General features: G+C 29.9%; 22 protein-coding genes, 10 tRNA genes and 1 other annotated feature. Of the genes, 31 read left to right on the top strand and 1 reads right to left on the bottom strand.

Annotated features, from left to right (window positions below; translation table 11 throughout):
- Positions 1-118 precede the first annotated feature (118 nt).
- The 29 genes from spoVT (at position 119) to ACZ5TJ_RS14440 (ending at position 21,470) form a co-directional block, all read left to right on the top strand.
- Positions 119-670: a stage V sporulation protein T gene (gene spoVT / locus ACZ5TJ_RS14580; protein WP_039312615.1), complete on the top strand. Its 552-nt coding sequence runs from the start codon at positions 119-121 to the stop codon at positions 668-670.
- A gap of 90 nt (positions 671-760) precedes the next feature.
- Positions 761-2,296 carry a putative polysaccharide biosynthesis protein gene (locus ACZ5TJ_RS14575; protein ID WP_464200531.1) on the top strand — a complete coding sequence of 512 codons (1,536 nt, stop codon included), beginning with the start codon at positions 761-763 and terminating at the stop codon, positions 2,294-2,296.
- Between the two features lie 24 nt (positions 2,297-2,320).
- A complete protein-coding gene (yabN, locus tag ACZ5TJ_RS14570) occupies positions 2,321-3,754 on the top strand; it encodes a bifunctional methyltransferase/pyrophosphohydrolase YabN (RefSeq protein ID WP_464200530.1) in 1,434 nt (477 codons plus the stop codon).
- 228 nt (positions 3,755-3,982) lie between these two features.
- On the top strand, positions 3,983-4,258 hold the full coding sequence (locus ACZ5TJ_RS14565) for an HU family DNA-binding protein (RefSeq protein WP_039312623.1): 276 nt from the start codon (positions 3,983-3,985) through the stop codon (positions 4,256-4,258).
- 68 nt (positions 4,259-4,326) lie between these two features.
- On the top strand, positions 4,327-4,584 hold the full coding sequence (locus ACZ5TJ_RS14560) for an RNA-binding S4 domain-containing protein (protein WP_039312626.1): 258 nt from the start codon (positions 4,327-4,329) through the stop codon (positions 4,582-4,584).
- A gap of 99 nt (positions 4,585-4,683) precedes the next feature.
- Positions 4,684-4,977 carry a sporulation protein YabP gene (gene yabP, locus ACZ5TJ_RS14555; protein WP_464200529.1) on the top strand — a complete coding sequence of 98 codons (294 nt, stop codon included), beginning with the start codon at positions 4,684-4,686 and terminating at the stop codon, positions 4,975-4,977.
- Positions 4,978-4,981: 4 nt separating this feature from the next.
- Complete coding sequence (gene yabQ, locus ACZ5TJ_RS14550; RefSeq protein WP_464200528.1) at positions 4,982-5,371, top strand: spore cortex biosynthesis protein YabQ; 390 nt, start codon at positions 4,982-4,984, stop codon at positions 5,369-5,371.
- A gap of 83 nt (positions 5,372-5,454) precedes the next feature.
- Positions 5,455-5,745: an FtsB family cell division protein gene (locus tag ACZ5TJ_RS14545; protein WP_055208333.1), complete on the top strand. Its 291-nt coding sequence runs from the start codon at positions 5,455-5,457 to the stop codon at positions 5,743-5,745.
- A 58-nt stretch (positions 5,746-5,803) separates the two neighbouring features.
- Positions 5,804-6,211, top strand: coding sequence for a S1 domain-containing RNA-binding protein (locus tag ACZ5TJ_RS14540; protein ID WP_039312638.1), 408 nt, complete (start codon positions 5,804-5,806; stop codon positions 6,209-6,211).
- A 293-nt stretch (positions 6,212-6,504) separates the two neighbouring features.
- Positions 6,505-6,593: transfer RNA gene (locus ACZ5TJ_RS14535), tRNA-Leu, on the top strand.
- 21 nt (positions 6,594-6,614) lie between these two features.
- Positions 6,615-6,690, top strand: a tRNA-Met gene (locus ACZ5TJ_RS14530).
- A gap of 6 nt (positions 6,691-6,696) precedes the next feature.
- Positions 6,697-6,773: transfer RNA gene (locus ACZ5TJ_RS14525), tRNA-Met, on the top strand.
- A 7-nt stretch (positions 6,774-6,780) separates the two neighbouring features.
- Positions 6,781-6,869: transfer RNA gene (locus tag ACZ5TJ_RS14520), tRNA-Leu, on the top strand.
- A gap of 34 nt (positions 6,870-6,903) precedes the next feature.
- A tRNA-Met gene (locus ACZ5TJ_RS14515) sits at positions 6,904-6,979 on the top strand.
- A gap of 5 nt (positions 6,980-6,984) precedes the next feature.
- Positions 6,985-7,061: transfer RNA gene (locus ACZ5TJ_RS14510), tRNA-Met, on the top strand.
- 5 nt (positions 7,062-7,066) lie between these two features.
- Positions 7,067-7,155: transfer RNA gene (locus ACZ5TJ_RS14505), tRNA-Leu, on the top strand.
- Positions 7,156-7,547: 392 nt separating this feature from the next.
- Positions 7,548-9,929: a stage II sporulation protein E gene (gene spoIIE / locus ACZ5TJ_RS14500; RefSeq protein WP_464200525.1), complete on the top strand. Its 2,382-nt coding sequence runs from the start codon at positions 7,548-7,550 to the stop codon at positions 9,927-9,929.
- Positions 9,930-10,048: 119 nt separating this feature from the next.
- A complete protein-coding gene (tilS, locus tag ACZ5TJ_RS14495; RefSeq protein WP_464200523.1) occupies positions 10,049-11,449 on the top strand; it encodes a tRNA lysidine(34) synthetase TilS in 1,401 nt (466 codons plus the stop codon).
- Between the two features lies 1 nt (position 11,450).
- Complete coding sequence (gene hpt, locus ACZ5TJ_RS14490; protein WP_464200522.1) at positions 11,451-11,990, top strand: hypoxanthine phosphoribosyltransferase; 540 nt, start codon at positions 11,451-11,453, stop codon at positions 11,988-11,990.
- Positions 11,991-12,074: 84 nt separating this feature from the next.
- Entirely contained in the window at positions 12,075-13,877 is a 1,803-nt protein-coding gene (gene ftsH / locus ACZ5TJ_RS14485; RefSeq protein ID WP_464200521.1) for an ATP-dependent zinc metalloprotease FtsH, read from the top strand.
- 342 nt (positions 13,878-14,219) lie between these two features.
- Positions 14,220-15,890, top strand: coding sequence for a formate--tetrahydrofolate ligase (locus tag ACZ5TJ_RS14480; protein WP_464200520.1), 1,671 nt, complete (start codon positions 14,220-14,222; stop codon positions 15,888-15,890).
- A 125-nt stretch (positions 15,891-16,015) separates the two neighbouring features.
- A complete protein-coding gene (locus ACZ5TJ_RS14475; RefSeq protein WP_055209314.1) occupies positions 16,016-16,795 on the top strand; it encodes a type III pantothenate kinase in 780 nt (259 codons plus the stop codon).
- Positions 16,796-16,823: 28 nt separating this feature from the next.
- The gene (gene dusB / locus ACZ5TJ_RS14470; protein ID WP_464200519.1) at positions 16,824-17,792 is read left to right on the top strand and encodes a tRNA dihydrouridine synthase DusB; all 969 of its coding nucleotides are present in this window, start codon (positions 16,824-16,826) and stop codon (positions 17,790-17,792) included.
- 272 nt (positions 17,793-18,064) lie between these two features.
- Complete coding sequence (greA, locus tag ACZ5TJ_RS14465) at positions 18,065-18,547, top strand: transcription elongation factor GreA (RefSeq protein WP_039312660.1); 483 nt, start codon at positions 18,065-18,067, stop codon at positions 18,545-18,547.
- A 14-nt stretch (positions 18,548-18,561) separates the two neighbouring features.
- Complete coding sequence (gene lysS / locus ACZ5TJ_RS14460; protein WP_045725169.1) at positions 18,562-20,067, top strand: lysine--tRNA ligase; 1,506 nt, start codon at positions 18,562-18,564, stop codon at positions 20,065-20,067.
- A 102-nt stretch (positions 20,068-20,169) separates the two neighbouring features.
- A complete protein-coding gene (locus ACZ5TJ_RS14455) occupies positions 20,170-21,054 on the top strand; it encodes a lysostaphin resistance A-like protein (RefSeq protein ID WP_464200518.1) in 885 nt (294 codons plus the stop codon).
- 111 nt (positions 21,055-21,165) lie between these two features.
- Positions 21,166-21,240, top strand: a tRNA-Asn gene (locus ACZ5TJ_RS14450).
- Between the two features lie 39 nt (positions 21,241-21,279).
- Positions 21,280-21,354, top strand: a tRNA-Asn gene (locus ACZ5TJ_RS14445).
- Between the two features lie 41 nt (positions 21,355-21,395).
- Positions 21,396-21,470 (top strand) — tRNA-Asn (locus ACZ5TJ_RS14440).
- A gap of 93 nt (positions 21,471-21,563) precedes the next feature.
- On the opposite strand, the gene ACZ5TJ_RS14435 is transcribed toward ACZ5TJ_RS14440, so the two are convergent.
- The gene (locus tag ACZ5TJ_RS14435; protein ID WP_464200517.1) at positions 21,564-22,052 is read right to left on the bottom strand and encodes an LURP-one-related family protein; all 489 of its coding nucleotides are present in this window, start codon (positions 22,050-22,052) and stop codon (positions 21,564-21,566) included.
- 142 nt (positions 22,053-22,194) lie between these two features.
- Positions 22,195-22,361: a binding site (T-box leader), on the top strand.
- A 57-nt stretch (positions 22,362-22,418) separates the two neighbouring features.
- Here ACZ5TJ_RS14435 and ACZ5TJ_RS14430 point away from each other — a divergent pair.
- Positions 22,419-23,819: a glycine--tRNA ligase gene (locus ACZ5TJ_RS14430; protein ID WP_464200515.1), complete on the top strand. Its 1,401-nt coding sequence runs from the start codon at positions 22,419-22,421 to the stop codon at positions 23,817-23,819.
- Positions 23,820-24,202: 383 nt separating this feature from the next.
- Positions 24,203-25,582, top strand: a complete 1,380-nt coding sequence (gene murD / locus ACZ5TJ_RS14425; protein WP_464200514.1) for a UDP-N-acetylmuramoyl-L-alanine--D-glutamate ligase — start codon at positions 24,203-24,205, stop codon at positions 25,580-25,582.
- Positions 25,583-26,022: the final 440 nt, after the last annotated feature.

Raw genomic sequence — 26,022 nt, 5'->3', positions numbered from 1 at the left:
ATTTATTAGTACTCTTTTTCTTTTAAATAATGGTTATATGTGTATAAAATTTCTATCTAGTCAAATAATAATAGTGCTACTAATTTTAATAGTATTTTAGAGGAGGTTTGATTATAAAATGAAAGCTACAGGAATTGTAAGGCGCATAGACGACCTAGGTAGAGTTGTTATACCAAAAGAAATAAGAAGAACATTAAGAATAAGAGAAGGAGATCCACTTGAAATATTCACAGATAGAGAAGGTGGAGTAATTCTTAAAAAATATTCACCAATAGGAGAACTTACTGATTTTTCTAAAGAATATGCAGAAAGTTTACAACAAGTTGTAGGAAACATAATTTTAATAAGTGATAAGGATGCATTCATTTCAGCAAGTGGAGCACCAAAGAAAGATTACATAGACAGAAAAATAAGCAATGAGCTTGAAGATGTTATGGAAGGAAGAAAACCTGTATTATTAGGTGAAGGAGCAGATAAGCTAATTCCATTACATAATGATGAAGAAGTAACAGAAATGGTATCACAAGTTATAGCTCCAATTATAGCTGAAGGTGACGCTATTGGAACAGTAGTTATATTATCAAAACAAGAAGGAACAAAACTTGGTGAATTAGAACTTAAGCTTGCAGAAACTGCAGCGGCTTTCTTAGGAAAGCAAATGGAACAATAAAATTTATTTATAATAAAAGGATAAATAAAGTAATAATACCTCCAAACTTACAATAATTATTATTAGTAAAAGAAAGTTTGGAGGTATTTTATGAATAAACAGTCTTTAATTAAAGGAAGTCTAATACTTGGACTAGCAGGAATATTTGCAAAAGTTCTAGGATTATTCTTTAGATGGCCTCTTATTATGTTAATAGGTGATGAGGGTATAGGGCTTTATCAAATGTCATTTCCTTTATATATGTTCTTTGTAGCTATAGCATCAGGAATACCAGTTGCTATATCTAAAATAGTATCAGAGAATAATGCTGTAGGTGATATAGAAGGAAGCTTTAAAGTAGTTAAGGAGTCAACATATTTAATGCTAATTTTAGGAGCTGGAACTACATGTTTCTTATTCTTCTTTGCAGATTCAATAATAAGCTTTTTAAAATGGGATTCAAAGGCATATTATTCGCTTATAGGTATATCATTTGCACCACTTATAATATCTATTATGACAATCTTTAGAGGATTCTTCCAAGGACTTCAGAATATGACTCCTTCAGGTATATCACAAATTTTAGAGCAAGTTGGAAGGGTGATATTTGGAGTTGGACTAGCAGTTTTATTATTACCAAAAGGAATAGAATATGCAGCTGGTGGAGCAGCATTTGGAGCAGCCGCTGGAGGCCTTCTAGGTGGTATATATCTTTATATAAAGTATTTATTTACAAAAAGAAGTTACGGTATTAAAAAAGTTAAAAGTGATACAGCTGTGATGAATAGAATACTTAAAATAGCAATTCCTATATCACTTGGGGCTACAGTAGGTACTGTTATGAATCTTATAGATTCTATATTTATTCCAAGAGAACTATTAAACGCAGGATTTACAACTCAACAGTCTACTATTTTATATGCACAACTAACAGGGAAAGCATCCGTTATTGTTAATATTCCAATGACGCTTTCAATGGCACTTAGCATATCGGTAATTCCTATAATAGCGGAACAATTTATATTAGGAAGAAGAAGAGAAGTAGAAAATAAAGTTAATCTTTCAATAAAGCTATCATCAATAATTGCAATACCATGTATGTTTGGGATGTTCTTTATGGCAGAACCTATAATGAAGCTTATATTCCCAGGCAGATATGAAGGGTTCGAGATACTTAGATATTTATCACTTAGTTTACCGTTTATTATTTTAACGCAAACAACAACATCAATATTACAAGGTGTTGGAAAGTATATCTTACCAGTAATAAACTTATTTATAGGATGCGTAATAAAATTAATCTTAACAGTATCTTTAGTATCAATGCCACAATTCAATATATATGGAGCTGTAATTGCAAGTATAGCAGCATATATGGTTACAACACTTCTTAATATAATTTTATTAAAAATAACTCTTAAAACTAAGATTGGAGTACTAGGTAACATAGTAAAACCAATTTTATGTTCATGCATAATGATTGCAGGGGTCTTATTTAGTTATATTCAAATATTAAACCATACAAATAGTAATGGTATAGCATGTATAATATCAATAGCATTAGGTGGTATAATATATATGATATCAATCGTGGCTATGAAAGTATTTAGTGCTCAAGAAATAATGGATAGAGTATATAGAAAATAAATTGAATATAAGGAGAAATACCTAATGATTAAAATTATCGGCTTAGGAACAGGAGATATTAATGACATTACAGTAAGGACATTAAAAATTTTAGAAACAGAAGAAAATATTTATTTTAAAATTTTAAATGATAAATTAATTAAAACTCTAAATAGCAAAAATATAGATTTTAAAACATATGATCATTTTTACAATAAAGAAGAGAATGTATGTGATATTAATAAGAAGATAGTAGAAGATTTAATTCGTATTCATAAAGAAGATAACGACGTAGTATATGGAGTTTTAGGAAATCCATTAATAGGCGATATAACAGTAAAATTACTTATAGATAGATGCAAAAAAGAAAAGATAGAATATAAAGTATTTACTGCTACAAGTTTAATAGATGTTATTATAGAAAAACTAGATGTAGATATAAGTAACGGACTTAAAATTATTGATAGTAGCAATATAAAAAATGAAATATTAGATAATAGAAAACAAAAAATAATAACAGGTTTATATAATGAATTTATTGCTAAAGAAGTAAAGGATAAATTGCTAGAATCTTATAGTGATAATGAAAAAATTATATTTATAAAAAATTTAGGAATAGATAATAGTGAATTAATAAAAGAAATAGAATTAAAAGATTTAGATAGAGAAGATATAGATAATCCAGTGTATTTATATATTCCTAAGAGTACTAATAATAAAAAAGATATATATGACTTTATTGATTTAATAGATATGCTTAGAGGAGAAAATGGTTGTCCTTGGGATAGAGTTCAAACTCATAAAAGTATAAAAAATGCCATAGTTGAAGAAAGCTATGAAGTTAAAGATGCAATAGAGCAAGAGGATGAAGAAGCTTTAATTGAGGAACTTGGAGATGTTCTATTGCATGTTGTATTCCACTCATCAATAGGAAAAGATGAAGGCAAATTTAATTTAGATGATATTGTAGAAGGAATATACAATAAAATGGTATTTAGACATCCTAATATATTTAAAAAGGAAGAAAGTACGAAAAGCTGGGATGAGATTAAAAAAGAAGAAAAAGGCTTTGATACAATGACTGATGAATTAGGAGGCATAGCAAAGGCGCTTCCAGCATTAATAAGAGCTCATAAGGTGAAAAATAAAGCTAGAAAAGTCGGATTTGACTGGGATAATGTAGAAGATGCATCAAAGAAAGTTATAGAAGAATTAAATGAAGTTTTAGATGTATATAAAACTGAAAATAGGGAAAGAATAACAGAAGAAGTCGGGGATTTGTTATTCTCTTGTGTTAATGTCTCAAGATTTTTAGATGTAGATGAAGAGGAAGCTTTGAATAGGACTACGGATAAATTTATAAAGAGATTTAGTTATATAGAAAAAGAAGCCTTAAAGTCTAACAGAAAATTAGAAGATATGACTTTAGAGGAGATGGATGTCTTATGGAATAAAGCTAAAAAGGAAGAAAAACATTAGCTTTAGGAGGATTTTCGTAATTTTTATAGAATATATTTAATTAATAAATACTACTCTTCCATATTATTGTATTAAATTTGCTTTTTTTTACAAAAATATATAAATATTTATATATTCAGTGTAGACGGGACTTGAAAGTAATAATATAATAAGATAATGTAAGTGTAGTACATATAAGATTAGTTAGTACTATAAATATATAACTAGTTATTTAAGGAGGATGTAATTGTGAATAAAGCAGAATTAATTACTAGTATGGCTGAAAAGTCAAAATTAACTAAAAAAGATGCAGAAGCGGCTTTAAAAGCATTTATAGAAAGCGTTGAAGAAGCATTAGAAAATGGAGAAAGAGTTCAATTAGTTGGATTCGGAACTTTCGAAACTAGAGAAAGAGCTGCTAGAGAAGGAAGAAACCCAAGAACAAAAGAAATAATCAAAATACCAGCTTCAACTGTTCCAGTATTCAAAGCAGGTAAAGAATTTAAAGAAAAAGTTAATAAGTAATTTTTTTGAACCCGAGGTAACTCGGGTTCTTTTATAAAATTATGTTTAAAGTGGAGGATAAACTCTGTATGAGATTAGATAAATATTTAAAAGTATCAAGACTTATAAAAAGAAGAACCGTTGCAAAAGAAGCTTGTGAGAGTTCAAGAGTAACTATAAATGGAAAAGTTGCAAAGTCAGGAACACAAGTAAAAGAAGGTGACATCATAGAAATAACATTCGCAAGTAGATCCTTACGTGCACAAGTTTTAAATATAGCAGAGCATGTAAAAAAAGATGATGCAAAGGATATGTATAAAATATTAGATGGAGAAGAAATAGAATAATTTAATAAAAATCACCTAAAGATATTATATTTAAGAATATAGAAAATATTACATACATATATTTTTTAGTAAGATTAATATCTAAAGGAGATTATATTAATGGAAAGGAAATCTGATATTATACAAACTCAAAAAAGTAGTATACAATTAGAAGATAGAAAAAAACTATCTTTAACAGGTGTTGTTGAAGTGATGAGCTTTAATGACGAAAAAATAATATTAAACACCATATTAGGAAAGCTTAAAATCGATGGAAGAAATCTAAAGATGGATAAGCTTGATGTAAAAAATGGCGATGTTATGATAGACGGATATATAGAGAGTATGATTTATGGTGGAAAAGTAAAAGTAAAAAGAAAAAAGAAGATATTAAAAAGGATATTTAATAGGTGATATTATGCCATTAGAGTTAGATGTTCAATTTGATATTGTTATTTATGCTTTATTAGCAGGATTAATTTTAGGAATGCTCTTTGATCTTTATAGAATGATAAGAGGAAAAAGTGGGCATAAATTAATAATAATGATACAAGATATTTTATTTTGGATATTTAGTGCTATAGCAATATTTACTTTCTTACTTTACACAAATTATGCTTTTTTAGGACCATATGTTTATTTATGTATGGGAGTTTCACTTTTTATATATCTTAAGTTATTTAGCAACTTTATTTTTAAGGTTGAAAATGGAATTGTAATTGGAACAAAAGTTACAATAAGAAGAGGATATAAGAATGCAAGTTATCCTTTTAGATTATTTTTTAATAAAATTAATAACAAAAGATAAATATAATTAAAAATAACTTGAATTAAAATCTCATAGTGTTTAAAATAGATGTATAGAATTTGAAAAAAATGAGGTACTATGGGATGATAAAGAAATTAAAAGGGAAGAATTTAATAATCTTAGTATTATGCCTTGTTTTTTTACTTGGTTTTGTTAGACAAGAAAGAGCTATGAAAAGAATTGAAAAAGAAATAGCTAATAAAAAGACAGAATTAGAACAAATAAAAGAAAAAAACAGGGAGCTTGAAGAACAAGTTAAAAGTGCTAATTCTGAAGAGTATAATGAAACATTGGCTAGAGAGAGACTTAACATGGTTAAGCCCGGAGAAAAAGTCATAAATGATAAAAAAGGTGACTCAACGTCTAAAAATTAGGTTATTATAATAATAACATATATATTTATTTTAAAAATTAAGGAGGAGTCTTTTAAACATGACCTTAGAGGCAGGAAACATATTAGAGGGTACAGTGGTAAATATCACAAATTTCGGAGCTTTCGTTGAATTAGAAGGCGGAAAGACAGGTCTAGTTCACATATCAGAAGTAGCAGATTCTTTTGTAAAGGACATAAGACAACATTTAAAAGAACAAGATAAAGTAAAGGTAAAAGTTATATCAATTGATGATAATGGAAAAATCAGCTTATCAATAAAGCAAGCTGAAGTAAAGCCTAAGAGATCAAGCAGACCAGCAGAATTCGAATGGGGAAAAGAAAAGAAGAAACCTACAGTAAGTTTCGAAGACCAAATGTCAAAATTCTTAAAGGAAAGCGAAGAAAGAATGCAAGATGTTAAAAGACATCAAGACTTCAAGAGCAAAAGCGGTAAAAAAGGATTTTAAAAATTAAGACATCATATAAATTTAATATATAAATCTATAAATAGAAGGCTATTAGTTAATAAACTGATGGCTTTTTATTTTATGTTTAAAGATAAATATCAACATAATTATTGATATATACATATATAAATCAGAAAAAAATAAAAAAGTTTTATGGCGTGAAGCCCCTGGATTAGCCACTTTGTCCACTTTTATTACAAAAAAACAAAATAAAATGAAAAAAGTTGTTGACAGTATAATAATCATACTATATAATAACTATTGTCGTCAGAAATGATTCAGAAAAAACGCATGCCGAAGTGGCGGAACTGGCAGACGCACAGGACTTAAAATCCTGCGGTGGTTAAACACCGTACCGGTTCGATTCCGGTCTTCGGCACCAAGTTTTTTCAAAACATAATAACGCGGGGTGGAGCAGTTGGTAGCTCGTCGGGCTCATAACCCGAAGGTCGTAGGTTCAAGTCCTGCCCCCGCAACCATAACGTGGCGGAATAGCTCAGCTGGCTAGAGCATTCGGTTCATACCCGAAGTGTCGTAGGTTCAAGTCCTATTTCCGCTACCATTAACTTGCCGAAGTGGCGGAACTGGCAGACGCACAGGACTTAAAATCCTGCGGTGGTTAAACACCGTACCGGTTCGATTCCGGTCTTCGGCACCAAGTTAATTTTATAAAAAGGCATACAATATAATAACGCGGGGTGGAGCAGTTGGTAGCTCGTCGGGCTCATAACCCGAAGGTCGTAGGTTCAAGTCCTGCCCCCGCAACCACACGTGGCGGAATAGCTCAGCTGGCTAGAGCATTCGGTTCATACCCGAAGTGTCGTAGGTTCAAGTCCTATTTCCGCTACCATGCCTGCCGAAGTGGCGGAACTGGCAGACGCACAGGACTTAAAATCCTGCGGTGGTTAAACACCGTACCGGTTCGATTCCGGTCTTCGGCACCAAAGAACTAAGAATTAATTCTTAGTTCTTTTTTTATATGTAAAAATTAAAGTATATATGGACCTCTAAAGGAAATATCTATAAATTAAAAGGATATTACTTTTAGAGGTTTTTTATTCATAAAAAATATCTTAATATATAACAAAATATTTTCTATAGTGACATGTAAAATATTTAATATGATTCTTTAATTTTCTTGATAAATAAAGGATTTACAATGGATTTTTCTATAATAAAAGAAAGTATCGAAAAATATTATTAAAAGAAGAATATTAAAAATATAAATGAATAATGTCTTACGAAACTTTAGAACTAGACTATATATTGACATAAATCGAAAATCAAACCTGTTATAATAATTTACATAATATGGAAATTAACAGGAGGAGAGATTATGCAGTATAGACTTAATGGAAGTGCAATAAAAGGTTTTGAAAAAGGAGCAGTTATAACGAGAACGGAGCCGATGAAGCTAGCTTTGATTTTTATAACCACACTGTTACTAAGCAGAGTAACTATAATGGTTGGAGAAGGAGATATAGTTGGAATCTCTCCTTTTGGTATAGCATTTCTTATTAGTATAATTCTTGAGAAAAATCAAAGTAAAGTTTTAGCAGCTTCAATAGGAGGATTAGTTGGATACTTTACAATAAACAATATGCTAAAAGATGGTTTTGTTTATGCTCTAATTATATTGTTTATGTTAGGATACAGTTTACTATTTGATAAATTGAAAAAAAGAATTAGTGACAAGCAAATGTTTGCGATTTTATTTTTAAGTTATTTAATTTATGGAGTGTTTATAAGTAATTATGATATGGGCGTTAACGTAACGATGGCTGCGTTAAACACTTTAATATCCATACCAATTTATTATGTTATTAGATATGGTATTAAGTGTGTAGGAGAGTATAACACTAATTATTTCTTTAATGTGGAAGAATTAATTAGCATAGCTTTTATAATATGTTTAATGGTAGCTGGAGTCGGTAATTTTTCAATAGTTGGAATTAGTATTAGAAATATATTATCTTTAGCTATTGTAATTTCTATAGCTTATGTAGGAGGAGCTACAAACGGTGCGACTATAGGAATTGCTATGGGGGTAGTAGTTGGTATGACTACTGGGGATATGATAAGTAGTATAGGACTATATGGAAGTGTAGGTTTAATATCAGGATTATTTAAGGAGACAGGTAAAGTATTTTCATTTATTTCATCAATACTAATATTTTTAATTATATCCTTTTATTCTAATGGACTTAATATGCAAGGAATATCTGAGATGTTAATTGGTGGAATGGTATTTTTAATAATACCTAAAAAGTTTTTAAAAATGTTAGAAATAGAGATATGTGCAGAGAGTAAAATAGAAAAAATAAATGAAGAGCATTTAGAACAAGTTAAGCAGGAATTTTCTAATAAAGTTCAAAACTTTGGACTAGCATTAGGGGCTATATCTACTTCATTAAACAATATGTCTGATAATGATAAGCTATGCTACAAAAATAAAAGTACAGGGCTTATTGAAAATCTTGCAGATAGAGTTTGTAGTGTATGTTCAAATTGTAATAGATGTTGGAATAGAGAATTTAATCAAACATATACGGCTTTTGAGGTGTTGCTTAAAGAGAAAGAGCAAGGTAAGCATACTTTCCCATCAGAGCTTGAAAAAAAGTGTATTAGAAAATCTGATTTAATATTTAATTCAGAAGAAATAATAAATATTTTAAATGGAAATGAAATAATTAGGAGAAAGCTAGAGGAAGGGAGGAAAATAGTAGCAAATCATATAAATAATATTTCTTATAATCTTGATACAATGATTACAGATTTTAAGAGAGATGTTACTTGGTGTGAAGAATTAGAAAGAGTTATAAGGAGGGAACTAAATAAAAATTCTATAGCTTATAAGGAGGTATTTTGCTACACGGATAAGGGCGGAAGAGCTAATGTGAAGGTAAGTATGGAGAAATGCTCAGGATGTGATTATTGTGCAAAAAATGTTCTTCCAGTTATCAATGAAGTCGTAGGTTCGCCTATGAGTATAAATAATAATGGATGTAGAATTAATCCAAATAATAAAGATTGTTATATAGTTTTAGAAGAAATGCCTAAGTATAAAGTTGTTACTTATGCAGGAATGAGAGTTAAGGAAGGGGAAGAATATACAGGAGATACTTATAGTTTTGGAAGATTAGATGGTGGAAAATATATGACGCTTTTAAGTGATGGAATGGGATCAGGACCAGAGGCGTCAAAAGAAAGTAAGGCTACTGTAGAATTAGTTGAAAGATTCGTTGAAGCTGGATTTAGTATTGAAACAGCTTTAGATACTGTAAATTCAATAATGAGTATGAAGTTTGAAGAGGATGAAAAATTCTCAACATTAGATTTAAGCACAATAGATTTATATACAGGAAAAGCATCATTTATAAAGGTTGGAGCCGCAGCTAGCTTTATAAAGAGAGGAAATAAAATAAAGAAGATATCATCTAATATGCCACCATTTGGGCTTATGGATAAAGTGTTAGTTGAAAGCGTTGAAGAAAATCTGAAAGGCGGCGATATAATAATAACATTAAGTGATGGGGTGTTAGATGTAGATAAAGATGGAGTTGGAGATTCAGCTTGGCTTGAAAAATATTTAAAAGGAAAGGGAAATAATCCAAGGGAACTTGTAGAGGATATATTAGAAGAATCTAAAAAAATTAATAATGGCACTATAAAAGATGATATGAGTATAATAGTTTCTAAGGTTCATGCTGTATATTAAAAGTTTATATATAATAATAAAGCTGGCGTTTAGTCAGCTTTTATTATTTTTTAACATTACAAAAGACGAATATTAAGGTATTATATAAGAGAATACTTATTACGTAGGAAGTGAGATAATTGATTAACAAATTTATAAACTATATAAAAGACAATAGACTTTTAGATAACGGTGATAAGGTTTTAGTTGGATTATCAGGAGGCCCAGATTCTGTATGTTTATTGCATTTGCTTCATTCTATAAAGGGTATATATTCACTAAAGGTTGGAGCTGCACATATAAACCATATGCTTAGAGGTGATGAGGCATTAAAAGACGAAGAATATGCTAAAAATTTGTGTGAATCATTAGGGATAGAGTTTTATAGCACTAGACTTGATATAGAAAAAATAGCAAAAGAGAGAGGCGTATCTACAGAAACAGCAGGAAGAGATGAAAGGTATAGATTTTTTAATGAAGTAAAAGATAAAGAAGGATATACTAAAATAGCAACTGCACATAATGCAAATGATCAAGCAGAAACAATAATTATGAGAATGATGAGAGGTACAGGACTTGAAGGTTTAGGTGGAATACCAGTAATTAGAGATGGTATATATATAAGACCTATATTATTCCTTGAAAGAAAATCAATAGAGGATTATTGCGAGGGAAATAATTTAAATCCTAGAATTGATAAAACTAACCTAGAAAATATATATAGTAGAAATAAGATTAGATTAGATATTCTACCTTATATGAAAGAAAATTTTAACCCAGATGTAGTAAAGGCTATAAATAGAATGGCATTACTTCTTCAAGAAGATAATAAATATATAAATAATGAAGCGATAAAGACATTTTCAAAATATTGCATAGTAAAAAAAGATGAAATAATAGTAAATAGAGAATTATTTAATAAAGAAAAGGCCATAATTACTAGAGTGGTAAGAAAATCATTAACTACTTTATCTAAAAGTGTTTATGATTTTGAGATGAAACATATAAAAGAAGTTATAGAACTTGGTGATATAGGCACTAATAAAAGAATAGATCTTCCAAATGGAATATATGCAGAGAATGTGTATGGTGAGATTTATATAAAGAAAAAAGAAAGATTACTAAAGGAAAAAACAGAAGTTGAAAATTTAATATTAGCTAAAGATGATATTGATGGAAAAGAAGTAGATTTCTTAGGATGCTTAATTAAATTTAAAGTGGAGAATAAAGAAAAAAATTTAAAATTTAACAATAATGACTTAATTAAGTATTTTGATTATGATAAAATTAATGAGTATGTTACTGTTAGAAAAAGAAAAAATGGGGATAGAATAATTCCACTAGGTATGACTGGAAGTAAAAAGTTAAAGGATATATTTATAAATATGAAAGTTCCTAAAGATTATAGGGATAACATTCCGGTTATACAATTTGATGATGAGATTGCTTGGGTCTTAGGTGTTAAAACATCTAATACATATAAAGTTACAAACCAAACAAAAAATATACTAAAAGTTATGTGTAAGAGAGAGGAATTATAGCATGAGAGAAGATGTTAAAAAGGTATTATTTGATGAAGAACAATTATCAAAAAAAGTAAGAGAATTAGGAGAACAAATAAGTAAAGATTACAAAGGAAAGGACTTATTAGTAGTTGGAGTTTTAAAAGGTTCAGTTGTATTTGCAGCAGATCTTATAAAGAGTATTGATATTCCTTGTGAGATAGATTTTATGGCTGTATCAAGTTATGGAAACTCAACAGAAAGTTCAGGAGTAGTAAGAATATTAAAAGATTTAGACCATAGTATAGAAGGAAAACACGTTTTACTTGTTGAAGATATTGTAGATAGTGGAATAACTTTAACATATCTTTTAAAATACTTAAAAGCTAGAAAGGCTGAAAGTATAGAAATAGTATCATTACTTAATAAGCCTGAAAGAAGAACAGCAGATTTAGAAGTGAAATACATAGGTTTTGAAGTACCTAATGAATTTATAGTTGGATATGGAATTGATTATGCTGAAAAGTATAGAAATTTACCATTCATAGGAGTTTTAAAAGAAGAAGTATACAACAAATAATTGGTAAATTATTGAATGAAAATATTGTAATTATATAATCTATATAGTAAAATTAAAAAAAATTAATAGAGAGGGGGGCCTTGAATGAAAAAATATTCAAGTGCAGCTGTTTGGATTGTTACTATAGCAGTGCTAATTTTCGCAGCATTTGCGCTGTGGGAAACAGGCAATAAATCTGAAACAATTTCATACAGTTCTTTCCAACAAAAATGGAATGCTAATGAAGTAAGTAGCATATATGTTCATGAAAATGATATGACTATAGATGGTGTATTAACCGATGGAAAGAAGTTCACTACAATTGCACCACAAGAAATTATTTCAAAATTAGTTACTGATAATCCTAAGAGTACTGTTAAAGTAGATTTTGAAAAACCATCAAATAGTGGAGCATGGATATCTTTAATACCTACTGTACTTACTGTTATCTTATTCTTAGTACTTTTATTTGTTATGACACAACAGTCACAAGGTGGCGGTGGTGGAAGAGGTGTTATGAATTTTGGTAAAAATAGAGCCAAAGTTGCAACGCCAGATTCTAAAAAGGTAACATTCAAAGATGTTGCTGGAGCAGATGAAGAAAAGCAAGAATTAGAAGAAATCGTTGATTTCTTAAAAGAGCCATCAAAATATACTCAAATGGGAGCTAGAATTCCTAAGGGAGTACTTTTAGTTGGTCCACCAGGAACAGGTAAGACATTACTTGCTAAAGCAATAGCTGGTGAAGCAGGAGTACCATTCTTTAGTATATCAGGATCAGACTTCGTTGAAATGTTTGTTGGTGTTGGTGCATCAAGAGTTAGAGATCTTTTTGCAGATGCAAAGAAGAATGCACCTTGTATAGTATTTATTGATGAAATAGATGCTGTAGGTAGACAAAGAGGAGCAGGTCTTGGCGGTGGCCATGATGAAAGAGAACAAACTCTTAATCAATTACTAGTTGAGATGGATGGTTTTGGAGCAAACGAAGGAATTATAATGATAGCAGCTACAAATAGACCAGACATATTAGACCCAGCTCTTTTAAGACCAGGTAGATTTGACAGACAAATAGTAGTAGGAGCACCGGATGTTAAAGGAAGAGAAGAAATTCTTAAAGTTCATACAAGAAAGAAACCTTTAGCAGAAGATGTAAAATTAGATGTATTAGCAAAAAGAACTCCAGGATTTGCAGGAGCTGACTTAGAAAACCTTACTAATGAGGCGGCATTACTTGCAGTTAGAAGAGGCGATAAATCAATCACAATGCTTGATATGGAAGAAGCTATTACAAGAGTAATAGCAGGACCTGAAAAGAAAAGTAGAGTTATTAGTGAAAAAGATAGAAAGTTAACAGCTTACCATGAAGCAGGTCACGCAGTAGTAATGAAATCATTAAAATACTCAGATCCTGTTCATGAAATAAGTATAATTCCAAGAGGTAGAGCTGGTGGATATACTATGCATTTACCAGATGAAGATAGATCATATACATCAAAGTTAAGACTTAAGGATGATATGGTTGGACTTCTAGGAGGAAGAGTTGCAGAACAACTTATACTAGGTGATATAAGTACAGGTGCTAAAAATGATATTGATAGAACTAGTGCTATCGCTAGAAGCATGGTTATGGAATATGGTATGAGTGAAAAACTTGGAACAATTTCATATGGTTCAGAGCAAAATGAAGTATTCCTAGGAAGAGATCTTGGAAGAGGAAGAAACTTCTCAGAAGAAATTGGTTCAGAAATAGATAGAGAGGTTAAGAAATTTGTTGATGAAGCTTATGAAAGAGCTGAATCTATATTAAAAGAAAATATCAATAAGCTACATGCTGTAGCTGGAGCACTTCTAGAAAAAGAAAAACTAGAAGGAGCAGAATTTGAAGAAATATATAATGAAGCATAAAAAATAAAGACTCTGTTTTTATGGAGTCTTTATTTTTTTATTTATAATTCTATTCCCGGGAAATTATTGATATTAATAAAGATGAAAAATACATATAAATCTAAATGTCTATTTAGGAAGAAATGTGTAAATTTTTGTGTTTTAAATAGATTCTTATAGTTTAACGTTAATAAGTGAAGAAAAAATGTAATAATTAACATAAAAATACGAACGATAATATAAAAAATACACAAAACATTCGAATGATATATTTTAAAATCTTTGGATAGATGGTATACTTTTACTATATAGGGTATAATAAAAAATAAAACTTTTATAAAACAGAGGGGCTAGGTGGTAGTAATGAAAAGTGATATTAAAATAGCACAAGAAGCTAAAATGGAACCAATAGTTAAAATTGCAGAGAAGATTAATTTAAATGAAGATGATATAGAGTTATATGGAAAATATAAATGTAAAATTTCGTTAGATGTATTAAATAGAAAAGAAAATGAAAAAGAAGGAAAACTTGTATTAGTTACAGCTATAAATCCAACTCCAGCAGGTGAAGGAAAATCAACTGTAACAGTGGGTCTTGGTCAAGCGTTATGCAGAATGGGTAAGAGTGCAGTTATAGCTCTTAGAGAACCTTCTCTTGGACCTGTATTTGGTATTAAAGGTGGAGCAGCAGGTGGTGGATATTCACAAGTTGTACCTATGGAAGATATAAATTTACACTTTACTGGAGATATGCATGCTATAACATCAGCTAATAATTTATTAGCAGCAGCTATAGATAATCATATACACCAGGGAAATGCATTAAGAATTGATTCAAGAAGAATTATATTTAAAAGAGTTATAGATATGAATGATAGAGCTCTTAGACAGGTTGTAGTAGGAATGGGCGGAAAGGTTAATGGATTCTTAAGAGAAGATGGATTCATGATAACTGTTGCATCAGAAATAATGGCTATACTTTGCTTAGCTAAAGATCTAAATGATTTAAAAGAAAGAATGGGTAATATATTAGTTGCTTATAATTTAGATGGAGAACCTGTATATGCAAAAGAATTAGAAATACAAGGGGCAATGGCACTTTTAATGAAGGATGCTATAAAACCTAATTTAGTTCAAACACTTGAAAATACACCAGCAATAATACATGGAGGACCATTTGCTAATATTGCACATGGATGTAATTCAATAATTGCAACTAAACTTGCTCAAAAAGTTAGTGATATAGCAATTACTGAAGCTGGATTTGGAGCAGACCTTGGAGCTGAAAAATTCTTAGATATAAAATGTAGATATGGGGATTTAAAACCAGATTGTGTTGTTATAGTTGCTACAATAAGAGCACTAAAACATCATGGTGGAGTTAAAAAGGATGAACTTAATACACCAAATGTTGAAGCACTAAAATTAGGTGTATCAAACTTAGATAAGCAAATTGATAATATTTCAAAATATGGAGTACCTGTAGTTATAGCAATTAATAAATTTACTTCAGATAGTGAAGAAGAAGTACAATTTATAAAAGATTTCTGTAAAGATAAAGGTGTTAGAGTTGCACTTTCAGATGTCTGGGCAAAAGGCGGAGAAGGTGGAATAGAACTTGCAGAAGAAGTTATAGATGTATTAGAAAATGAAAAATCTAATTTTAAAGTTTTATATGATATAAATGAAGACATTGAAGAGAAGATTTTAAAAATAGCAAAAGAAATATATGGTGCAGACGGAGTAAATTATTCAGCTCAAGCTAAGAAACAAATTGCGGAACTTAAAAAGTTCTCATTAGATAAACTTCCAATTTGTATGGCAAAAACGCAATATTCTCTATCAGATGATGCTAGTTTGTTAGGAAAACCTGAAGGTTTTAATATAACTGTTAAAGAAGTTAGAGTTTCAAATGGTGCAGGATTTATAGTTGCATTAACTGGAGATGTAATGACTATGCCAGGACTTCCTAAAGTTCCTGCTGCAAATAGAATGGATATACTAGAAAATGGTGAGATTATAGGACTATTCTAATAGGTGTAAACTCTTGACAAATACTACTGAATTGTTAAAATTATATTGTTAAAATTAAGTTATTTTATCAAAATAAAAGCGGCTTTAATTATAGCTGCTTTTAATTATATTAAGGTGGTGCTTTTATGATATTGCTTATCGATGTAGGGAACACAAACATCGTGTTAGGGGTTCACAAAGATGATAATTATATAGCTAGCTGGAGAATTTCAACTGATGCAAAGAAAACATCAGATGAATACAGTATTCAAGTTATGCAATTATTCTCTCAAAATGGGTTAGATCCAAAGAAAGTTCAAGGGATTATAATATCATCCGTTGTTCCTAATATAATGCATTCATTAGAGAATATGATAAGAAAATGTTTCTGCAAAGAACCTATAATTGTAGGACCGGGTGTAAAGACAGGAATAAATATAAAGTATGATAATCCTAAGGAAGTTGGGGCAGATAGAATAGTAAATGCTGTTGCAACTTTTGAAATATACAAAAAACCAAACATAGTTATTGATTTTGGTACAGCTACAACTTTCTGTGCTATAACAGAAAAAGGAGACTACCTAGGTGGATGTATTGTTCCAGGCGTGAATATAGCATCAGATGCATTATTTGAGAGGGCTGCCAAATTACCAAGAATAGAGCTTGAAGTTCCAGATAATATTATCTGTAAAAATACTATAAAAAGTATGCAAGCAGGTATTTTATATGGATATATTGGGCAAGTTGAATATATAGTAAAGAAAATGAAAGAAGAGATGAGAAGCAAGTGTAAGGAAGAGCCTATCGTAATTGCAACAGGTGGACTTGCGAATTTAATCGCAAAAGAAACTGATTGTATTAATATTGTAGATAGCGACTTAACACTAGAGGGCTTAAGATTAATTTACAATAAAAATAAGGAGTAATACTCAGAAGAAGAGATAAAGATAAGATATGAAAATAGGAAATCTAGAGTTTAAAAATAACGTATTTTTAGCTCCTATGGCAGGAGTTACAGATATATCATTTAGAGGACTTTGCAAAGAACAAGGATGTGGATTAGTATACACAGAAATGGTTAGTGCAAAGGCTATGTACTATGGAAATGAAAATACAAAAAAACTTATTAGAATTTCAGAAGAAGAAATGCCAGTTGCTGTACAAATATTTGGTAATGAACCAGATATAATGGCAAAAGTAGTAGAAGAGCATTTTAACAAAAGAGATGATATTTGTATTATAGATATTAATATGGGATGTCCAGCTCCTAAGATTGTAAAAAATGGAGAAGGATCAGCTCTTATGAAAGATCCAAAACTTGCAGCAGAGATTGTAAGAAGGATAAAGGAAGTTTCAACAAAGCCTGTAACTGCAAAGTTTAGAAAAGGGTTTGATGATGATAATTTAAATGCTGTTGAATTTGCTTTAGCCTTAGAGGAAGCAGGTGCAGATGCAATCGCAGTTCATGGAAGAACTAGAAAGCAAATGTATGAGGGAAAAGCTGACTGGAATGTAATAAAGGAAGTTAAAGATAGTGTTTCAATTCCTGTTATAGGAAATGGAGATATATTTACTCCAGAAGATGCACTAAAGATGACAGAGTTAACTAACTGTGATGGAATAATGATAGCTAGAGGTAGTATGGGAAATCCATGGCTTTTCAAACAAATTGAAAGAAAGCTTAAAGGTGAAGAGGTAAAGGAAGTAACACCAGAAGAAAAAATAGATATGTGCATAAGACATTATGAACTTGCACTAAAATATGAAGGAGAATACAAAGCAACTAGGGAAATGAGAAAACATGCATCATGGTACATAAAAGGACTTCCAAAATGTACTGAAGTTAGAGATACTATGAATAGATTAGATAACAGTAAAGATGTTATGAGAGTATTAGTTGACTATAAAAATAGTTTTAAATAGTTTTTAAAATTTAAAATAGTACATAATTGAGTTTAAATATGAAGGTATATAAAAAAGGATTTATGTTTAAACTCTATTATTATGAATAAAGTGGTTATATAATAGATATTATATACTACTGAAATGTTTATAGAAGTTTGATTTGTTGACATATTATAGGCACTGCTTTATAATATTTTAAATGAATTTGAATATTATAGGGCTTATGAATATATAATCAACAACTAATAATTAAAATAGACCAATATAAGGTTATCGAAGGGGAGTTAAATATGAGTGATCAAAAAAAATTTGTAATGACTTATGAAGGTGTTAAAAAGCTTGAAAACGAGTTAGAATATTTAAAAACTGTAAAGAGAAAAGAAATTACAGAAAAGATAAAAGTAGCATTAGGATACGGAGACTTAAGTGAAAACTCTGAATATGATGAAGCTAAGAACGAGCAAGCATTTACAGAAGGTAGAATAATTCAACTAGAAAATATGCTTAAACATGCTGAAGTTGTAGATGAATCAGAAATACCATCAGACGTTGTTTCAGTAGGAGCAATAGTTAAAGTTAAAGATTATGATTTCGATGAAGAAGTTGAATATACAATAGTAGGATCAGCAGAAGCAGATCCAATGGAATTTAAAATATCAAACGAATCACCAGTAGGAGCAGGACTTATTGGTAAAAAAGTTGGAGATGTAGTAGAGATATCAGTACCAGACGGTATTAGTAAATATGAAGTCTTAGAAATAAGAAAAGCGTAACGGAGGGATAATTAATGTCAACTGAGGAAATGAACATAAAAGAATTAGAAGCTCAGTTCAGTGAACAAGAAGCATTAAGAAGAGAGAAACTAGCAGAATTACAAGCAGCTGGTAAGGACCCATTTGATGTATATAAAGTAGAAAAGACACATTCTTCTGAAGAAGTTAAGTCAAACTACGAAGAGTTAGAAGGAAAGACTGTAACAGTAGCAGGAAGAATTATGTCAAAGAGAGGACAAGGAAAAGTTGTATTCTCAGACATACATGATAAAGATGGAAAGATCCAATTATTCATAAAGATTGATGCAGTTGGAGAAGAAAATTTAAAAGCATATAAGAGTTTTGACTTAGGTGACTGGGTTTATGCAACAGGTGAAGTTTTCAAAACTAGAACTGGAGAAGTTTCAGTAAAAGTTTCAGAATTCGAATTAACTTGTAAATCATTAAAGCCACTACCAGAAAAGTTCCACGGATTAAAAGATCCAGACTTAAGATATAGACAAAGAGAAGTAGATATAATAACTAATCCAGAAGTTAAAGATACTTTCATAAAGAGATCAAAAATAATAAAGGCTATGAGAGAATTCTTAGATAATAGAGGATTCATGGAAGTTGAAACACCAATTTTAGCACCGATTGCAGGTGGAGCTGCTGCTAAACCATTTATAACACATCATAATACATTAGATATTGATATGTATTTAAGAATAGCACCAGAATTATATCTTAAGAGATTAATAGTTGCTGGATTTGAAAAAGTTTATGAAATCGGAAGAAACTTTAGAAATGAAGGAATGTCTGTAAGACATAACCCAGAATTTACAGCTATTGAATTATATGAAGCTTATTCAGATTATAATGATATGATGGAAATTACTGAAAATATGGTTGCTTATGTATGTGAAAAGGTTAATGGAACTACTAAGGTTACATACCAAGGAACAGAAATAGACTTTAAGCCACCATGGAGAAGAATAACAATGGTTGATGCTGTTAAAGAATATGCTGGTATAGACTTTAATGAAATCAAAAGCGATGAAGAAGCTCAAGCTATAGCTAAAGAAAAACATTTAGAATTCCCTAAATCATTAGAAAATGTAACTAAAGGTGAAGTTTTAAATGCTTTATATGAAGAATTTGGTGAAGCTAATATGATTCAACCAACATTTGTTATAGATTACCCAGTAGAAAATTCTCCGCTTACTAAGAAGAAGAGAGGAAACGAAGCATTTACTGAAAGATTTGAAGCTTTCGTATTTGGTAGAGAATTAGGTAATGCATATTCAGAACTTAACGATCCAATAGTTCAAAGACAAAGATTTGAACAACAAGCTAAGGAAAGAGAATACGGAGATGACGAAGCATACATGATGGATGAAGAATTCATGAGTGCTTTAGAAACAGGTATGCCTCCAACAGGTGGACTTGGAATAGGTATTGATAGAATGATCATGTTCTTAACTGATTCACCATCAATAAGAGACGTAATCTTATTCCCAACAATGAAACCAACTAAATAGTTATTATAAAAGGATATCTTCATAGATATCCTTTTTTATTAGTTATTTGTAATAGTGTATATTTATGGTAAAATATTTACAGCGGATTTATTAGGGGGATTTATGAGAAAAATAAAAGAATGGATATATAAATTTGATAATGTAAATGTTAAATCTATAAGTATATTAGGTGGAATAGGTTTTTCAATTTTGTTTACTATAGTACTAATGATAACAATGCTGCTAGGAATGTTTATAATTACACCTGCATTAGAATCCCTAGGGAGTATGCAAGAAAGTTTAGGGGCTGTTCAAATAATTGATGGTGTATCAGAGATTGGAGTGCAGATACTTGCATATTGTGCAACTATTACATTTATGAAAAAAAGATATATAGATAAAAGGAATATTGATGTTAGTACAGAGTATATTCCATCAGTTAAGCTAAGAGACAATGATTATATGAATCTTATCATATTTTCTTTAGGTGAGATTACTTTTGTTCTAGGATTGTCGTATTTCTTGAACATGATACCAATTCCTGAATTTATTCAAGAGTTGATTAGTAGTGAAGATATAGCTTATCCTTTTTTAGTTACACTTATAATTGGAGGTATAATGGCTCCGATTGTTGAAGAGATATTGTTTAGAGGAATACTTTTAAAGGGACTTCTTAAGAAATACTCTCTTAAAAAGTCAGCAATAGTTGGAGGAATAATGTTTTCAATATTACATCTTCCGGATATACAAAATGTATTAGCTATTATTGTTGGATCAATAGTTTATTCATTTGTGTATGCATATACTAAAAGTATAGTTCCAACTATAATTCTTCATATGAGTTATAACACTATAGCTACTTTGTTTGATGAATTAACCTTAAGATTAAATATTTTAAATGAAGGGATTTCTAGTATTCAATCTATAATATTAATTCTTATTGGAGGGTTTATAATGTTTGCTTCTTATAAAAATATGAGGCTTGAAGACAGGTTTAAAAATAATTAAAAGAGCCATTTTGATATATATAATAAACAAGCTTTTATAAAAATAAAATTTTTTAAAAAAATGTCTTGCAATTTAATAAAAAGGTGATATAATATCAAATGTAGCAAATATTCCGCGATAGCTCAATGGTGGAGCATTCGGCTGTTAACCGACAGGTTGGAGGTTCGAGTCCTCTTCGCGGAGCCATTTTTCTTTTTGAAAATAATTATTTGTTATAAGAAATATTCCGCGATAGCTCAATGGTGGAGCATTCGGCTGTTAACCGACAGGTTGGAGGTTCGAGTCCTCTTCGCGGAGCCATTTTTCTTTTTAAAAAATAATATATTTGTTATAAAAAATATTCCGCGATAGCTCAATGGTGGAGCATTCGGCTGTTAACCGACAGGTTGGAGGTTCGAGTCCTCTTCGCGGAGCCATTTTTTTTATTGAGAAGTTTTACAGTGTCTAAGGACGCTGTTTTTTTATGGATAGAAAAGTTAACGGAATAAATACTTTTCTATCCATTTTATTTATAAATTCTCTTCAAGATGAACAATTATATCTATAATTACGGCACAAGCTAAAATAAAACCATCATCATTAAAATCAATGACATCAACTATGTAATTTTCTTCAGGTCCACAATTTCCTTTTGAAACTCTAGCTGCTATATTATTATCTTCATAGTAAAAAGTAAAATCATAATCATAAAAATCGCCTTTGGCTACAAGTTCTCCGTATGGGGTATCAATATCAAAATGTTCAGTTAATGAATCACATACATGTTTTTTTACTCTTCCATAGTACTCATTTGCTCTTTCAATAATGAAAGTATTATTTACATGTAATAACTTTCTTTTTAATTTAAATAACTTATTACCATTAGCATCTTCAAAGTAAAATTTTTCACCGATAGCAACTTTAGGAATAGCTATTTGGTAACATACATCGCCCATTTCATCTTTTATTAAAAGGAATGGTTCGGTTGCATTTAATTTTGGATTTAAAATATACCTCATATTAAAATCTCCTTTCAGTAATCTTTAATTATATTATATAATATATAAATGTTTATATAATTAAATTTACGTAAACAGAAAAATAAGCTTGTATGTATCTTGACATATATAAGGCTTTTGATAAAATTAGATATATAATTTAATATATACATTGATAAAGAAGAGTAGTTCTATTTTTATTTTTAGAGAGATGATGTTAGGTGTGAATCATTAATAAGGTAGGATGAAGGGAGCTTTTGAGTATAGAGTTTAGAAAGTTGGGCTTTAGCCAAGAAGGGTGGAACCGCGGAAAGATTTTTCGTCCCTTTATTGTGCGTAAGGCTTTTTTTAATGTATAAAACTAATAAATTTTTTGGAGGTAAGAAAATGGCAGTAGAAAAGACTATGGAAAAAATAGTTTCACTATGTAAGAACAGAGGATTTATATTCCCAGGTTCAGATATATATGGTGGACTTGCAAACTCATGGGATTACGGTCCTTTAGGAGTAGAATTTAAAAATAACGTTAAAAAAGCATGGTGGAAAAAATTCGTTCAAGAAAGTCCATACAATGTTGGTGTTGACTGTGCTATATTAATGAACAAAGAAGTTTGGGTAGCATCAGGTCACTTAGGTGGATTCTCAGATCCTTTAATGGACTGTAAAGAATGTAAGGCAAGATTTAGAGCTGATAAATTAGTTGAAGATCATATGACAGAAAGTGGAGTTGAAGTTGCTTCAGCTGATGGTATGTCAAATGAACAATTAAAGAACTATATAGAAGAACACAATATAGTATGTCCTAAATGTGGAAAGATGAACTATACAGACATAAGACAATTCAACCTTATGTTCAAAACTTTCCAAGGAGTAACTGAAGATGCTAAAAATGAAATATACTTAAGACCAGAAACAGCTCAAGGTATATTTGTAAACTTCAAGCAAGTTCAAAGAAGCTCAAGAAAGAAAGTACCATTTGGTATAGCTCAAATAGGTAAATCATTCAGAAACGAAATTACACCAGGTAACTTCACATTCAGAACAAGAGAATTCGAACAAATGGAATTAGAATTCTTCTGTAAGCCAGGAACTGATATGGAATGGTTTGAATACTGGAGAGAGTACTGCTGGAACTTCTTATTAAACTTAGGTGTTAATAAAGACTGCTTAAGATTAAGAGATCATGACCAAGAAGAACTTTCATTCTATTCAAATGCAACTTCAGATATAGAATATTTATTCCCATTTGGTTGGGGAGAACTTTGGGGAATAGCTGATAGAACAGACTATGACTTAAAGAAACATGCAGAACATTCAGGTCAAGATTTAATGTACTTAGATCCAATGACTAATGAAAAATATATACCATACTGTATAGAACCATCACTTGGTGCTGATAGAGTTGCACTTGCATTCCTAGTTGATGCATATGATGAAGAAGATTTATCAACAGAAGATAGAAAAGATTCAAGAGTAGTTATGCATCTTCACCCAGCACTTGCACCATTTAAGGCTGCTATATTACCTTTATCAAAGAAATTATCAGATAAAGCTTTAGAAGTTTACGGAGAACTTGCTAAGAAGTTTAATGTTGATTTCGATGAAGGTGGAAGTATCGGTAAGAGATATAGAAGACAAGATGAAATTGGAACTCCATTCTGTATAACAATCGACTTTGATACATTAGAAGATGGAGCTGTTACAGTAAGAGACAGAGATTCAATGGAACAAGAAAGAATTAAAATCGAAGATTTAGAAGCATATATAGCAAAGAGCTTAGAGTTTTAATTTAATATAAGTTAAAAAAGAGTATTTCCTTTTAGGAGATACTCTTTTTATTTTATATAAAATAATATTTTGATATTGTAGACTGTATGTATAGAAAAATTATTTAATTAATTATTTGTTGTGTGAAAATTTTGGGGAGTGGATATAGAGATATCTTTTATATATGTATGAATTGTTATAAAAATAGGCGTTAAAACCTTAAAATATTAAGATAATACTATTATAGATTTGTATAATCACATATATAATGTAACAAATTGATTTAGTCATTCGCTAAGTACTTAAAAATAGCAAATTATAGTGTTATAATTAAAAACAAATGGGACAAAATTATAAATAATTCATAATATATAAGTTAAGAGTAGTAAGCGTGGAGGCATAGTATGAAAAAAGATTTCGGAGAATTTAAAGAATTTATAAAAGGTAAGAAAGTTGGAGTAGTAGGAATAGGAGTAAGTAATATCCCACTTATAAACTTTTTAGTGGACCTTGGAGCAGAAGTAACTGCATTTGATATGAAGAGTGAAGAAGCACTTGGAGATATAGCTAAAGATTTTAAAAATAAAGGAGTTAAGCTTTCTTTAGGAGAAAATTATTTAGATAATTTAACAGGCTTTGATGTAGTATTTAAAACACCTTCAATGAGAATAGATTGTGATGCTTTAGTTAGAGTTAAGGAAGAAGGCGCATACATAACTTCAGAAATGGAAGAGTTCGTTAGATATTGTAAAGGAAAGATATACGGAGTTACAGGTAGTGATGGTAAAACAACAACTACTACTATAATATCTAAGTTATTAATGGAAGAAGGATTTAAAACTTGGGTAGGTGGAAATATTGGAACTCCATTATTTGCACAAATTGAAGACATAAAAGAGGAAGACATGGTAGTTTTAGAATTATCAAGTTTTCAGCTTATGACAATGGATCTACCAATAGATGTTGCTATATGCACAAATTTAGCACCAAACCATTTAGATATGCATAAGGATATGCAAGAATATATAGATGCAAAGAAAAATATATTCCTATATGGAGAAAAAGACGGGGTTCTTGTTGTAAATAGGGAAAATGATATAACATATGGATTTGAAAAAGAAGCTAAAGGGGAAGTTAGAGAATTTAGTTCTAAAAGAGTTTTAAAAGATGGCGCTTACTATGAAGATGGAATATTATATTTAGAAGGAAAAGCAGTTTGTAATAAAAAAGACATGGTCTTAAAAGGTATGCATAATGTAGAAAATTATTTAGCTGCATTTATAGCAACAAAAGATGATGTTTCATTAAAGTCTATGAAAAAAGTATTTGGAACATTTAGTGGAGTTGAACATAGATGTGAATTTGTTAGAGAACTAGATGGAGTTAAGTATTATAATGATTCAATTGCATCAAGTCCAACAAGAACGTTAGCAGGACTTAATGCTTTTGACGAAAAAGTTATATTAATAGCGGGTGGATATGATAAACACATACCATTTGAACCTTTAGCAGAACAAGGTCATAAATTTATAAAAGAGCTTATATTAGTTGGAGCAACTAAGGGTAAGATAAAAGCTGTATTTGATAAATTAAAAGAAGAAAAAGGAATATCAATAGATATGGTAGAAGTTGATACTTTTGAAGATGCAGTAAATAAAGCAAGAGAAATTGCAAAAGAGGGGGATATAGTAACTCTATCACCTGCATGTGCATCATTTGATATGTTCCCTAACTTTATGGAAAGAGGAAATAAGTTTAAAGAATTAGTTATGAATTTAAAATAAAATAAAAAAATGAGCAATCTTCACATTAAAGATTGCTCATTTTTTTAGAAAGAATAATTATATATTGTAGCTACAAATAAGAAGTTTTGTAAGTATTTATAAATTATTCAGTGAATAATGGTGATAACGAAACCAGGTGTATCACTATTAGTTATACTTAGAAAAGTAGAGAAAAACAAAGAATTATAAATATAAACTTAAATAATGATATAATTTAGAGGAAATATAATTTACTAATCATGATACTATAATATCCGTCGTCAGGTGATGACAGCAACTGAGAACAAAACATTGAAAACAACTTAAAAACTTTGAAAAAAGTTGTTGACAATAAGAAGTTCAAATGTTATTATAATAAAGCAGTCAACGAGATTGCTTAGATCTTTGAAAATTGAACAGAATATATAGAATACATTTAAACCAGCAATTCTTTTATTAAA

The organism is Clostridium budayi, assembly GCF_055396605.1.
This window is presented reverse-complemented; position numbering and strand designations above follow the sequence as displayed.